Source organism: Paenibacillus sp. J31R30 (assembly GCF_059692115.1).
In genome coordinates this window covers 973,578-987,624 of the sequence record NZ_JCAUAV010000001.1, presented here as the reverse complement: position 1 = coordinate 987,624, position 14,047 = coordinate 973,578, and the positions used below count along the sequence as shown (strand labels likewise).

The 14,047-nt window shown below is 45.4% G+C and carries 13 protein-coding genes and 1 other RNA gene; 1 reads left to right on the top strand and 13 read right to left on the bottom strand.

Going from position 1 to position 14,047, the window contains the following annotated elements:
• Nucleotides 1-37: 37 nt before the first annotated feature.
• The 8 genes from thiI to AC58QO_RS03490 all read right to left on the bottom strand — a co-directional run bounded on the left by thiI (nucleotide 38) and on the right by AC58QO_RS03490 (nucleotide 7,427).
• A complete protein-coding gene (gene thiI, locus AC58QO_RS03525) occupies nucleotides 38-1,246 on the bottom strand; it encodes a tRNA uracil 4-sulfurtransferase ThiI (protein WP_497263911.1) in 1,209 nt (402 codons plus the stop codon).
• Nucleotides 1,243-2,421, bottom strand: coding sequence for a cysteine desulfurase family protein (locus AC58QO_RS03520; RefSeq protein WP_497264381.1), 1,179 nt, complete (start codon nucleotides 2,419-2,421; stop codon nucleotides 1,243-1,245). Before AC58QO_RS03520 ends, thiI begins: the two co-directional genes overlap by 4 nt.
• Before the next feature lie 164 nt (nucleotides 2,422-2,585).
• Nucleotides 2,586-3,308, bottom strand: a complete 723-nt coding sequence (locus AC58QO_RS03515) for a lytic transglycosylase domain-containing protein (RefSeq protein ID WP_497263910.1) — start codon at nucleotides 3,306-3,308, stop codon at nucleotides 2,586-2,588.
• A gap of 122 nt (nucleotides 3,309-3,430) precedes the next feature.
• Nucleotides 3,431-4,723: a hemolysin family protein gene (locus tag AC58QO_RS03510; protein ID WP_497264380.1), complete on the bottom strand. Its 1,293-nt coding sequence runs from the start codon at nucleotides 4,721-4,723 to the stop codon at nucleotides 3,431-3,433.
• Nucleotides 4,724-5,066: 343 nt separating this feature from the next.
• Complete coding sequence (locus tag AC58QO_RS03505; protein WP_497263909.1) at nucleotides 5,067-5,465, bottom strand: hypothetical protein; 399 nt, start codon at nucleotides 5,463-5,465, stop codon at nucleotides 5,067-5,069.
• A gap of 22 nt (nucleotides 5,466-5,487) precedes the next feature.
• Nucleotides 5,488-5,706, bottom strand: a complete 219-nt coding sequence (locus tag AC58QO_RS03500) for a DUF1540 domain-containing protein (RefSeq protein WP_497263908.1) — start codon at nucleotides 5,704-5,706, stop codon at nucleotides 5,488-5,490.
• Between the two features lie 48 nt (nucleotides 5,707-5,754).
• Nucleotides 5,755-6,849, bottom strand: coding sequence for a glycoside hydrolase family 15 protein (locus tag AC58QO_RS03495; RefSeq protein WP_497263907.1), 1,095 nt, complete (start codon nucleotides 6,847-6,849; stop codon nucleotides 5,755-5,757).
• 77 nt (nucleotides 6,850-6,926) lie between these two features.
• The gene (locus AC58QO_RS03490; RefSeq protein ID WP_090816021.1) at nucleotides 6,927-7,427 is read right to left on the bottom strand and encodes a YpuI family protein; all 501 of its coding nucleotides are present in this window, start codon (nucleotides 7,425-7,427) and stop codon (nucleotides 6,927-6,929) included.
• Nucleotides 7,428-7,574: 147 nt separating this feature from the next.
• On the opposite strand from AC58QO_RS03490, the gene AC58QO_RS03485 reads away from it, so the two are divergent.
• Nucleotides 7,575-9,488, top strand: coding sequence for a S8 family peptidase (locus tag AC58QO_RS03485; RefSeq protein WP_497263906.1), 1,914 nt, complete (start codon nucleotides 7,575-7,577; stop codon nucleotides 9,486-9,488).
• A gap of 129 nt (nucleotides 9,489-9,617) precedes the next feature.
• Here AC58QO_RS03485 and rnpB read toward each other — a convergent pair.
• From rnpB to rpoD, 5 genes are all read right to left on the bottom strand, one after another.
• An RNA gene (gene rnpB, locus AC58QO_RS03480) (RNase P RNA component class A) lies at nucleotides 9,618-10,032 on the bottom strand.
• 83 nt (nucleotides 10,033-10,115) lie between these two features.
• Nucleotides 10,116-11,225: a Nif3-like dinuclear metal center hexameric protein gene (locus AC58QO_RS03475; RefSeq protein WP_497263905.1), complete on the bottom strand. Its 1,110-nt coding sequence runs from the start codon at nucleotides 11,223-11,225 to the stop codon at nucleotides 10,116-10,118.
• Nucleotides 11,201-11,965: a tRNA (adenine(22)-N(1))-methyltransferase gene (locus AC58QO_RS03470; RefSeq protein ID WP_497263904.1), complete on the bottom strand. Its 765-nt coding sequence runs from the start codon at nucleotides 11,963-11,965 to the stop codon at nucleotides 11,201-11,203. Before AC58QO_RS03470 ends, AC58QO_RS03475 begins: the two co-directional genes overlap by 25 nt.
• A 3-nt stretch (nucleotides 11,966-11,968) precedes the next feature.
• Entirely contained in the window at nucleotides 11,969-12,799 is an 831-nt protein-coding gene (locus AC58QO_RS03465) for a hypothetical protein (RefSeq protein ID WP_497263903.1), read from the bottom strand.
• Between the two features lie 120 nt (nucleotides 12,800-12,919).
• Complete coding sequence (gene rpoD, locus AC58QO_RS03460; RefSeq protein ID WP_028558036.1) at nucleotides 12,920-14,035, bottom strand: RNA polymerase sigma factor RpoD; 1,116 nt, start codon at nucleotides 14,033-14,035, stop codon at nucleotides 12,920-12,922.
• Between the last annotated feature and the right edge of the window lie 12 nt (nucleotides 14,036-14,047).

The following is a 14,047-nucleotide window of genomic DNA, read 5'->3' as shown; positions in this document are numbered from 1 at the left end:
TGATTGGAAAAGTTGCTATCATAGCTGCAGATAGGAGTTAGAATAAATGGGCGTTAGATTCCTTTTTCAGTTGTCCATGCACGATTTCAATGGTTTCTGTTTCTAAGACTGCTTTGTCGATGAGCTCATTTAGAAATGCCATGCTATCTTCCAGCTTCTCCACCAGGCGCAAGTTAGGATTCGTACTTGGGGATGGCGGGAGAAATAACGAACAGCAGTCCTCATAGGGTAAAATAGAGATAGGAAATGTTCCTATCGATTCGGCTAAGCCAATAATCTCTTGCTTGTCCATCATCATCAACGGTTGTAAAAGCGGCAGCGTGACCACCCGACCAATGGCGTGTAAACTCGGCAGGGTTTGACTGGCGACTTGCCCCAAGCTCTCGCCTGTAACTAAAGCGCCTAGACCTTCACGCTCTGCGATCCGTTCTGCAATTCGGTACATCGCCCTTCGTATGAGGGTGACGAGCAGATTGTCTTGATAGGCACGGTGAATGGAGGTTTGAACCTCCGTGAAGGACACCATGTGAAGCTTTAAGGAGTCTGTGTAGCCAGCCAATTGATGCGCAAGCTCAATGACTTTATCCTTCGCACGTTCACTAGTGTAAGGGTAACTATGGAAATGAATAGCCTCCATCGTCAATCCCTTGCGCATCGCCAACCAGCCTGCTACCGGACTATCAATGCCTCCTGAGAGCATCAACAGCGCTTTACCGCTCGTTCCTGAGGGGAAACCGCCAGCACCTTCAATAACTTCGACATACAAGAGCACCTGATCCTCGCGAATTTCTACACGCAGCTCAACCTCAGGCTTGCGAACATCTACTTGTAACCCTGGGATCGCTTGAAGAACATAGCCCCCAACCAAATAATTCATCTGCTGAGAGTCATGAGGAAATGATTTATTGACCCTGCGCACAGTAACCTTAAAGGTCGCTGGTTGTTTCGGAAGTGCCTGCATCATCCGCAGCGCTGTCTCTTGAATCGACTCAAGCTCTAACGGCGCATGATAAGCCGGACTGAAAGACGCAAGTCCAAATACACGCTGCAAAGCGGCAGAAGCCTGTTCATAAGCGGCACCCCCTAGCTCCACATATACGCGTCCATATTCCGGAATATACCTAACGTCAGGAAAAGAACTTAAAACTTTACGAATTTGTATCATAACACTTCGCTCGAAGCGCTTACGATTTTTACCTTTCAGCATCATTTCGCCAAAACGCAATATTAAACAATCCGGTTTCATCTTCGCTTCCCCCTTTGAATGACAGATGGGTTTCTCATGGGAGCAAGCTCCTTGACCACCTCTTGTAATGAGCGTAGAAAACGCTCGATATCCTGCTCTTGATGTTCATCAGAAAAGCTTACTCGTAATCCGCTTACGGCTAGATCTCGATGACAGCCCAAAGCCAACATGACTTCACTAGGCTCTGACTCCCCAGACGTACAAGCAGATCTTGTTGAGATGTATACACCCTTCTGTTCCAGGGCATGCACCACAACCTCTGCTTTCATCCCGGCAAAAGCAAAGTGAACGATATGCGGTGCCATTTGCTGCTCTTCCGCAACGCCAGTAATCACTAATTCTGGCATGGCCGTGATCCCTGCCAATAATTGCTTTCTAAGCCGATATTTATGAGCCATTTTCACAGCTTGATTGTCCATACTTATGCGCAAAGCCTTTGCCATACCTACGATTAAAGGGACGTTTTCGGTTCCAGATCGGACACCAAATTCCTGGCCTCCTCCTGCAAGCAAGGGTTTGAGTTGTACGCCGGCTCTTCGATAGAGAAAGCCAACCCCTTTGGGCCCTCGAAATTTATGGGCTGATGCACTGCAGAGATCGATCCCCCATGTATTGGGCAGTAAAGGCAGCTTAGCAAGTCCTTGAACAGCGTCCACATGAAAAATAATTTTAGGATACTCGGCGAGAAATTTACCTATTTCTTCAATTGGCTGAATCGTACCTATTTCGTTATTTACATACATGACGCTAACGAGGATTGTATCCTCACAAATGGCAGCTTGAAGATCTTCCAGCCTGACGCTCCCCGCATGAGTAACAGGTAAATAGGTGACTCGAAAGCCTTCCTGCTCCAATTGAGCGAATACTTCCTTAACGGAAGCATGCTCGATTTGCGTGGTAATGATATGCTTTCCTCGCTGTTGATAGCTGTAGGCTGCGCCCTTAATCGCTAAGTTATTACTTTCCGTACCGCCAGATGTACAAATGATGTCACTCGGCAATACATCAATGGCAGAAGCAATGACTCCCTTCGCACTCTGCAAAAGCTTCTCAGCTTCTACACCCAATCGATGGATGGAAGAAGGATTCCCATAGTGAGATTTCATCACCTCTGCAATTGTTTCAATGACTTCTTCATAAATCGGCGACGTAGCCGCATAATCCAAATAAAGCATGGTCCGTTTCTTCCCTTTCATAACCAATAACTCATCTTCCCTGACGCTTTGGATACCTTCCACTATTAAAGCCTATAAACATCTAGAACTCAAGTTAGCCGGCCACAATGCGAAAAGCCGATCTCCGCATAGCACATGCGAAAATCAGCTCATGGTTACATGATTTATTGAGCAAAATTCTGACGATGATCGAGCACTTTCGAAACGTAAGCTTGTGTCTCTTTTGGCAAAAATTGAAGCCGATTAGCCAGATCCTCGTCTGTCTTAATACCTAAGCGGTCGACACGTCCAGGCCCAGCATTATAAGCAGCTAGAGCTACGCCTTCGTTCCCCTTATATTTCTTAAGCAAGCCGCTTAGGAACTGTGTACCTGCGTCAATATTCTGTTTGGGATCAAATGGGTTCGTTACCCCATAACCGCTTCCCGTCCCGTCCATGAGCTGCATCAACCCTTTGGCACCGGCTGAGGAAACGGCAAGATGGTTAAAAGCTGATTCTTGTTGGATAACAGCTTTAACCAACGAAGTGTCCACTCCGTATTTTTGACTAGCTTGTCCAATCAATCCTTCAAACTGAGCTGCAGAGGTTGCGTGAGAGATCGACTGCAAAGGTGTATATGATTTATTCAAAGCGCCTAATGCGCTTGGTAGATTGCTTAACGATTGTTGCAATGTTGACGTGTCCAGAATGTCAGTCCCTGTCCCCGTACCTGCACCTTGTCCCATAAGCGCATTTAAAAGCTCACTAAAATCACTCGAATCCTCGGAAGTTGAAGCTGAAGCGTCATTCGAGAATAGACTTAATTTGCTCAACGTCTGAAGCTGTAGCAGCTCCTTTAATACTCTAGGGTCAATACTTTGCGTATTGGTATTCGTGATGCTGCTCATCGCCCAGACCTCGCTTTATCATGTTCAATGTACTTATTGTACACGGTTTGAGCCCTGACGACTATACTTTTATTCTAAAAAGAATGAAAAAAAGACAGTCGCTAGACTGTCCCTCTTGCCTTTCAAGAAATATTCTGCTGAAGCATTTCATTGTCATTCATGGATCTTCTCACGGTGACACGTGAAATTCGCAAATGATCGGTTTCTTCTACAATGAACATAAATTCATTATTGTAGCTTACTTGTTGATTACGGCTAGGCGGAATTTCGGTTTGGGAATAAATCCAACCTCCGATTGTATCGTAGTCATCCGACTCGATCTCTAGCCCGAAGTACTCGTTTACCTCGTCAATTAACAGTAACCCATCAATCGAGAACGTATTCTCATCCTTCATTTCAATCGTTGGGCGCTCCTCGTCAAACTCATCTTGGATTTCACCAACGATCTCTTCCATAATGTCTTCCAGTGTTACTAACCCTGAAGTACCGCCGTATTCATCAATCAGCAAAGCCATTTGGCTCTTGCGTTTCTGCATCATTTTCAACAGATCACTGATATGAATGGAATCAGGCACCGTTGTTATTGGCCGAATGATTTTTTTAATGCCTTTCAAATTGGCATCTGGCTTCAGCAAATCCTTGATGTGAACGAAACCTATGATGTTATCCTTATCTGGATCACACACGGGGTATCTCGTTCGCATTTCTTTGATGGCGATAGCTAAATTCTCTGCATAAGAAAGTCCTGCGTATAAGCATTCCATTTCTGTACGTGGAATCATAATTTCTCGTGCTGTCGTCTCTGCGAATCCGAATATATTATCAACAAGCGTGAGCTCTGTATTATCGATTAGTCCGTTTTTGTGACTTTCCTGCATCAGGACTCGAATTTCATCCTGGGTATGCGAGGATTCGTGTTCCGTTGTTGGCTCAATCCCTGCGCGGCGAAGCATCCAGTTGGAGATCCCATTAAGTGTCCAAATGAATGGATACATAAGTTTATAGAATAATACCATTGGGCCTGCAGAAAGCAACGTAACTTGTTCTGCTTTACGAATCGCATACGTCTTAGGAAACTGTTCACCTAACGTAATATGAAGAGTAGTCATTAAAGAGAAAGCAATAATAAATGTTATTGTGTGAAAAACACTGTCCGGCAATCCCAGTGGAGCGAATAAAGGCTCTAGAATCTTGGCAAACGTCGGTTCACCCACATAACCTAGACCTAATGAGGTAAGCGTAATTCCTAATTGACAAGCTCCCAAGTAAGCATCGAGATTATTCATAATACCTTGAGCAAACTTCGCATTTCGGCGACCTTCACCGACAAGCGATTCAATTCGACTACCTCGTACTTTCACCATGGCAAATTCTGCTGCGACAAAAAAACCGTTTAACAACACTAGTCCAAACATTAACAGAAAACTGATTAACGTTTCGGGCAAAGGATCTTCCAATACCTTACCTATCCCCTAATAAGTGCAAAAGCCGCACCCAGGAGAGTAGGTACACCTCCCTTAATTTTCGATTTTAATTTTTATTAAATATCACTACTCATTATATAATAATACTGTAATCATTCAAAGGTGCGAATATGACACTTGAAGCCAAATAGTACGAGCAAATGGGCGTAAACACATTAAAATGAGCCTTTCTTGCGCTATTACACATGAATAATGGCCTACTTACGCTCTTTTTCACGTTTTTTTTATAAAAAAATAAAAACAAGCCGATTTCTCGGCTTGCTTTTTCTGATTTTTAAAAGTAAGGAACCAATAAAAAATAGGCGGCTACGGCAATAATACCAAGTGCAACGGACCAAGAGCCGATGCTCTTATTTCCCATTACAAAAGCAATAACACCGAGAATAATGCCCGAAATCCCAAGTAATACTGGCCAAACAAATAAAGAGGCCAGCGCAACGAACAGCGCTACATAACCCACAGCTTTATTGCGAGTTACAGCTTCTACTAGCTCAGCTACTTCCTCATCAGAAACGTTCGAGGTAGACTCATTGCCTCGATTCATTCTAGTCTGAGGTACAGCGATCTCAGCTGCATATTCTTCTTGGGCATGGAGTCCGCTTTCGATTCGAAGCTGACTCTTCTGGAATCGCTCCTTGGTGGCATTGTCTAAAGAACTGTCCTCTTTATTCATGCTACCTCCGCGTTACACATACCTAATGTTTGGTCGCAGCTTTAAACGTGTGGCAACACGTATTAGCCGCTTTAGTTGCAGTATCATGATGAGTAGTATCAAAAGATTCCTCTGAAGCAAATTCTTCATTGTAGCTGGCATTTGCGTGCTGATCAATCTCAATCATGATCGTGTCTGCATGACAGTTGTTGCCTTGCGTCCAATATTCACAATTGGATACTGCGCATTTGACTGCTGGCATCATCATCACCCCCAGTAACAATTTGCCCGCCTTAGGAGTGATCTATCCTTACTGGAGTCTGTCAGATAAGACCAAGAACATCGCATGCGACCAAAGAAGTGGGAGTGCAGGATCCCCATGTTTCGCTATCCATTCTGCATAAACAGCGGGCTCGCGAAGGTGATCATCTACTTGCTCTGGGAAACGTCCAAGCTCATCTGCCTTACTCGCTATCCAATCTAAACAGCGCTTCGCCTCATCTTTATTCCCGAGCTCCATCTGCATCCAACCGTACCAAGCGGTCAACAACAGCCACTCACCACCGCCATAATAGCGATCTTCTATGTAGCGCCCAATCCCTCCATGTTTAAGATCAGCCTCGATTGCTTGCACAGTTTTGAGCATCAAAGGATCACTAGGCTCACACACGCCAAATGGCAAGGCCAGCCAAAGCAAGCTTGCATCCACACCGCTCAGAGCAGGCTGCCAGACTTCATTCACACAATGTATAGACTTCACGAATCGTCCATCTTGAACAGCATGTTTATGTATAAAATGTTGGATCAGTTCAGCTTTCTCTATCAGATCCGAGCGCGATTCTAGTTCACCCAGCGCCTTCAGTCCCCCATATAAGCAAGCCAGTGTTGCTGGATGAACATAATCCGGATATTCTTCCCAACAATCAAAATTCGGATAATGCCAGAACGTCATCACGTAGTCTACGGTCATCTCAATGCTCTCTCTAAACTCTTCCAAGAGGGATGTGTGACCCGTTATGCGAATATGCTCTACCAGCCCCCATAACCATGCACCATAGCCATCCAGCTGAAAATGACCCCACTCCGAATGGTCGTCACGACCATCCAAATGATATCGTGTCCCAAGAAACTCGGAACGATCAATCCACTCTCGATTCTCATGTTTTCGAAGCAGCTCAGTAAGCCGCGGACGCTTGTCCTTCAGAACACGATGAACCCAGCGGTAAAATTGTTCGCTACTTGCCGTTTCTCCGACACGATCCATGGCATTTGCAATAAAAGTACCATCTCGTAACCAGCTATAGCTATAAGGAGGGAAAAGAGGAGATGCCACATAGCCTCCGCTCGGATGTTGATTCAGCTTAATAATTGCTTTACTCGTGCTGACTAATTGTTCTATCTCCATCGATATTCTCCCCTTGTTATAAGAAAATGTTATAAGAAAAGGGATGCGCTGGTCGCATCCCTTTTTTTCGATTAATATTAAACTTTTTCGCCTTGCATACGGCGTTGTGTAATATAGTCTGTTTCATAATAAGCAAGGTCTTCTCTAAGCTCTTCAAATACCTTGGACAATTCGATCGTTAAGTCACGTACTTCACGTGAAGGTTTCTTGCGGAAACGAATCGCATCTTGTCCTGTATAAGCATAGCGACCGTCCTCGGAATAGCACTCGTTCTTAGGATAGAAAAAGGTATTAACACATGTATGATATACCTCATAGAGCACTTTTTCCGAAAAATCAACATTAAAAGTAGGACGTCTCAAGCTAACGCCCAATTTCTCATAAGCCACTTCACAAAAAACTAGAAGATGACGAGTGTCCTGCAAATACCCGCGGTAAAATTCATCCATTGCCGGATCATTTTCCACATTTAACAGTGAGAGCGAATGTTGATTAAGAAACAGTTCCATTTTGGCCGTCGTTTCTTTGAGTTTAGTACGCGTGGAATCACAAATATTTTTCACATTAAAAACAGCCATGTAAGAAGACCTCCTATAATTGCGCTATTTCTATCCTACCATAAATGTTCCCGAAGTGGTATATGTAAAACACCACATAACATGCATAAAACGGTCTCGCTCTCCTAACTCTATATCCTAGTTGATGTAAAAAAGGAGTGCTTGCTTATGTGGCGTTATCTCACAACCCTAGCTTTGGCATTAGGATTAGGACTCCTACTCTTCACTAATTCACCAAGCCAACACAATACGCCAGGACCCGAAGTCTATAGTGCCAAGTATGAAACTACGTCTAAGTTAGCCCTTTTGGAACAAGATGTCAAACTTACGGATGAGCTTTGCAGAGACCAATGCGCTCTCGATTACCAAACAATGCTGGGGCAAATCGAAGGCGGCGAGCCTGTTACGAATGTGCTGACAGACATGCGAAAGCATCATGAGAAGATGGAAATGCTCATCTGGTCCAAGCGCGGTCAAAATTGGGAGCAAGGTATCAAATCAGGAGACCTGCCCACTTCGTACAAAGATCAAGCTGCCACCTATTTAAAAGAAGCTAAATCTGCCGTCGATGGGGGTAAGCATTACCAATCACCTAAATTCGGAGCAGGGCATCAGGTCTATTTCATCCAAGGTACCCCTTCAAACCATGGTGAAGATTCACTTATTGGCGTTGTTCATCAAGATGTGCTGGCGCAAGTAACTGATCATCAAATGAAAAACTTGAGACTTGAACCCTATCCAAACGAAAATCGTTGGAAAGTTAAAGCCGTTGAGACCAATACGTTAAAAGAGAAGATCGTGGATCATCCAGAGGACAATCAAGGTACCAGCCATTATCAACAGAATGAAGTCGTTGTTCGTTTCAAAACGGATCCAACAGAAGCTCAGCTTAATCAAATAAGGGCCGAAATCAAGGCGATTTCAGCACAAAAGCTAGGTTATACGTACGTTTTCCGAACGGAAGGTATGGACGCCAAAGCATTAATAGCCTATTTCAGCAAATGGAATGTTGCTTACGTTGAACCGCATTTCCTTTATATGACGAATGATTATTATGATGATCAAGATCGAGAGGATTCAAACCCGTCTAGCACCAATTCGGATACGAATCAAACCCCGGTTTCATCGAATTTCATGCCAAATGATAATTTATATCAGCGATATCAATGGAATCTGCCGCTCATTGAGACCGTACAAGGCTGGCAATTGAACCGCGGAGCGAATGATGTCATTGTTGCCGTTGTTGATACGGGGGTAGATATGAAGCATCCAGATTTACAGGGACAATTATTGCCTGGCTATAACGTCATTAGCGGGAATGATAATCCACAAGATGATGTTGGACACGGTACGCATGTAACTGGCGTGATTTCAGCCCTGGTAAACAATAATTTGGGCGTTGCGGGAATGACTTGGTTTAATAAAGTATTGCCTGTAAAAGTTCTGGATCAAACGGGTGCAGGCAGCACATATTCTGTTGCGCAGGGGATCATATGGGCTACTGATCACGGGGCAAAAGTCATGAATCTAAGTCTCGGCAATTACGCCGATTCTGGCTTTCTCCATGACGCCATTCAATATGCTTATGATAAAGACGTTGCACTCATCGCGGCAAGCGGGAACGATAATACGGAGCAACCAGGATTTCCTGCCGCTTACCCTGAGGTTTTTGCTGTAGCTGCCAGTGATTCGCACAATGAGAAAGCGCCATTCTCCAATTACGGCGATTATATCGATGTCACTGCACCTGGTGTCACCATTGCCAGTACGTATCCAAATAACCAATATGCCGCACTCTCCGGCACTTCCATGGCAAGCCCGCATGTGACAGCACTTGCTGCGTTGATTCGATCTGCTAATCCTAATCTGAAAAATACAGACGTCTACGAGATCATGCGCAAATCTGCTCAGGATCTTGGTAACAAAGGCCATGATAAATACTTTGGCTATGGCTTAATTGATGTTGTCAAAGCCATCGAGATGGCGAAGCAAGAGACGTCACCACTATCCTATTGGCCGCAGGATTTGGCACGTCAATTGCATTTGGTACCGAAAAAGTATGCGGGTAGTTTAGAGAAATAGATAGAATATAGCGTATTGCAAAATGCTAAAAAAACCTTCAATCCCACGTTTGTTTGGGGTTGAAGGTTTTTATTTATCCCACATAATTGAAATACCCGCACAGCCGAAGCCATGCGGGTAACCGACAGTATGGAAAGTTTGCCGTAAGCCGGGTTCTGTACTTCCAGTGGTCATAACGGGCGTCTGCTCCCCTGCCACTATTGAAGCGACAATCATCTATCTAGGCCATGCATTGCTACACAGCTCAAGCGACCAACCCGAACGCGTCTCAGGCGAAGACTGCTGCCTCGAAAGCAGCTAGCGTTCCATTAGGTCTTGCTCCAAGTGGGGTTTACCAGGATCTATGTCACCATAGAACCTCGTGGTCTCTTACACCACGGTTCCACCCTTGCCTGTGCTATATTTCAAGCCATCGGCGGTCCATTTCTGTGGCCCTATCCTTCAACTCGCGTTGACTGGACGTTATCCAGCACCCTGCCTTATGGAGCCCGGACTTTCCTCTCGCTATGGCTTACCCATAGCCAGCGATTGTCTGTCAAACTTCCCTTTGCATAGGCTAGTATACTAGGAATGCCTTCGAATTACAACACATGATCGTTTCCTCGATTACCAGCCTTTCTAAGCATCCTAGACAAATTGGAACGGCTCGGTGTTAATCGCGGATGCGATGACCTGTGTATCCGTCTTCGCGAGCTGCGCGGCAAGGTAATCCGCGACGCCGCGCTTCATGATCTTCTCGACGTTGTGACCAACGTCGAGGAGCGCTAACCCCGCCGCTAACGCATCGTGAGCGGTGTGGTAGTCGATGTCGCCGGTGACCAGCACATCGGCGCCGGCAAACATGGCGTGCCGCATGTAGCGGCCGCCAGAGCCCCCCAGCACGGCCACCTTGCGGATGGGCCGTGACAGATCGCCGACGACGCGCACCGTCGGCACGTCGAACACAGCCTTCGCGTGCTCCGTGAGCTCGCGAAGCGTCATCGCCGCGGGCAGCTTGCCCACGCGGCCTAGACCGAACACTCTACCCTTGAGGTCCATCGGGTAGAGGTCATAGGCCACCTCCTCGTAGGGGTGGGCCTTCAACATCGCTGTAACCGCTTTGCGCTGCACGCTTGCGGTTACAATCGTCTCTACGCGTACCTCTTGTACGCGTTCTAGCTTGCCCACTTCCCCGATAAACGGAGTCGCCCCTTCCTGCGGCAGGAACGTCCCCGTCCCGGGGATATTGAAGCTGCAGGAGCTGTACTGCCCTATGCCGCCTGCTCCGGCTTTGAACAGGGCATCAAGCACTACCTGATGATGTGTCTCAGGTACGAAAACGACGAGCTTCTGGAGCTTCTCTGTATGGACATCTTCAAGGTGAGTCATATCCGTTAAGCCAAGCTGCTCCGACAACAAATCATTAACGCCGCCTTCTGCCACATCCAGGTTCGTATGGGCAATATACACAGCGATATCATTCTTTATTAATTTTTCATATAAACGACCCGCTGGTGATTCAGTCTGAAGATGAGCCAGCGGTCTAAAAATAATCGCATGATGGGCAATAATGAGGTTCGCACCCGCTTCGATCGCTTCGTCCACAACCGCATCCGTCACATCAAGTGCAACAAGCACTTTTCTGATGTCTTTCTGGAGTGTGCCGAGCTGCAGACCAATCTTATCATCTGCCATCGCGTAATGCTTAGGGGCCAGCTGTTCAAATAGCTGGATTACGGTTTGACCTTTTGCAAGCACGCGAGTACCTCCTTAATTTCACGCATTTCTTGGCTAACTTGCTCTGCTTTCGCAATGGAGGCCTCAGCTGTTGACAGCTTCAATTGATCCACAATCATCGCCAGTTTTTTCAATTCGCTCTCCCACTTCACAAACCACACTTCAGGAGCTTCGTTGATCAAATAAGGTCCCATCTGCTGCAAGCGTTCCTTCGATACAGTGACACCGCCTGGAAGAACACGATCCTCGTAAAGCGCTTCTAGTGCTCCACGCTCCTCTGAATCTGCAGTCACAGCCGTTAAAATTTCATAGATCTTGCCATCTTCCTCGAGAATAGCTTCTGATTCTAACTTCCAACCATTGTCCAACAGCCAACGTCTCACATGATCTTCACCAACATTCGGCTGCAGAATCAACTGTTGAACACCAGGAAGCTTTGATTTGCCCGCCTCCAAAATACTCGCCATTAAGCTTCCGCCCATACCAGCGATTGTAATGACATTGACCTCTCCGGCCTCGATAACAGCAAGCCCATCTCCGGATCTTACTTGAATGATTTTAGATAAGCCACAGTCGAGTACCTGTCTTTGCGCCGCCTCAAATGGCCCAGGATTTACTTCTCCCGCCACGGCTGCAACAATAATTCCCTGCTGTGCCAAATACGTTGGTAATAAGGCATGATCGGAGCCAATATCTGCGACCTTGGAACCTCTAAGTACACGATCAGCAATCATTTGAAGTCTTTTCGATAATTTAACCATATGCTACATTACCCACTCTACCCATTTTTTTCGCAACAAAAATAACGCTGCGCCTACTGAAACTAATTTTGCTGTAAACGAAATTTGAATGATTCGTGCGCTCATCTCAATATCCACTAGGAAGGTCATGGCTTCAGGAATAAACCAAACCAGGCCTCCTACTAGCATGAGCACGCTAGCCGCTTGTTTATTCGTGTGATGCGCAAGCCAAGCCATCCATATGAGAACTACACTCACAGGAATCCAGCTTAATTCAAGTGAAAACCATGAAGGGTGCTCTAATTTTTGCATTAATAACCAACTATAGGTCCCAACCAAACCAAGCCATCCACATATTTGGAAAATAGCCATACGACCGATCAAGCCGTTAAATAACCAAATACAACTGCAAAACGCTAAATAGCCAATATACGTGGTCCCGGCATCTACGCCCGATAAATTCATAATGTGTATGCCTAATAGCAACATCGCTATTGAAGCTAAGCCGCACAAGGCATATGAAATGAGAGGCGTCCGACTAAATTGTCTATATGCGACCGCATAACAAATGATGACAAAAAGTGTGGAAATACCAATTTGCATTGGTAATCCAAAAGAGTTAAAATTAAGAGCAGATAAGGCAAGAGCGGCAATTACCGCTAATGCGCCCAACCATATTTTCCAGTTACTGTTTGTTACAGCCGTTGCCGAAACACCCAAAAGTGAAGCTGGTTTAGGCGTCAAATCATCCACATACAAATTCATTAGAAAATCGCAATAATGCTCAGGAAGCAATTTGCTCCGGCGCCAATGATCGATTTCTCTTACTATCACTTTTCTTCTCTCAGCATCCATCTATTCGCTCACCTTCCTAGCTACTTTATCGGTGATTCAATGCTCAGATTTTAGTTTTTCTTAAGAAAAACTACAAAAAAAAGACCCCGCCGAATCTGGCAGGGCCCACTCATAGCGATTTTATTCCAAAAAGTCCTTCAAACGTTTACTACGGCTTGGATGTCTTAGTTTGCGCAAAGCTTTTGCTTCAATTTGACGAATCCGTTCCCGCGTAACACCGAATACTTTTCCTACTTCTTCTAATGTTCTTGTACGTCCATCATCAAGTCCAAAACGTAACCGAAGTACATTTTCTTCTCTTTCTGTTAACGTATCAAGCACGTCTTCAAGCTGTTCCTTCAGAAGCTCATACGCAGCTGCATCAGCAGGTGCCAATGCCTCTTGATCCTCGATAAAATCCCCTAAATGCGAATCATCTTCTTCACCAATCGGCGTTTCTAAGGAAACAGGCTCTTGCGCGATTTTCATGATTTCACGAACTTTATCCGTGCTTAAATCCATCTCTTTAGCAATTTCTTCTGGCGTAGGTTCGCGCCCCAATTCTTGCAGCAATTGACGAGAAACACGAATCAATTTGTTAATTGTTTCAACCATATGTACCGGAATACGAATCGTTCTCGCCTGGTCGGCAATCGCACGAGTAATCGCTTGACGAATCCACCAAGTCGCATAGGTACTGAATTTGTAGCCTTTGGTATGGTCAAACTTCTCAACAGCCTTAATAAGACCCATATTACCTTCTTGAATCAAATCAAGGAAAAGCATGCCGCGACCTACATAGCGTTTGGCAATACTTACAACAAGTCGAAGGTTAGCTTCAGCAAGACGACGCTTCGCTTCCTCATCCCCATTTTCAATACGCTTGGCAAGTCCGACTTCGTCTTCCGCAGAAAGAAGCGGTACGCGACCAATTTCTTTCAAATACATCCGAACTGGATCATTAATTTTAATCCCCGGCGGTAAAGCCAGATCATCATCGAAGTTAAATTCGTCGCGCTCATTCTCTTCAGGATTCATCGAATCTTCATCCGATTCATTCCCCACATCAATACCTTGCTCGGAAAGCTGTTCAAAGAACTCATCGATTTGCTCAGGATCCTGATCGAAGGGAGCTAATTTCTCCATGATATCCTTGTAAGTTAGTGAGGACCGTTTTTTCCCCTGCTCTATAAGTTGGTCTTTCACCTGGTCCAGGGTCAATTCTGTCTCTAATTCTGTACGCTGATCATTCGCCATGGTACGGACTCC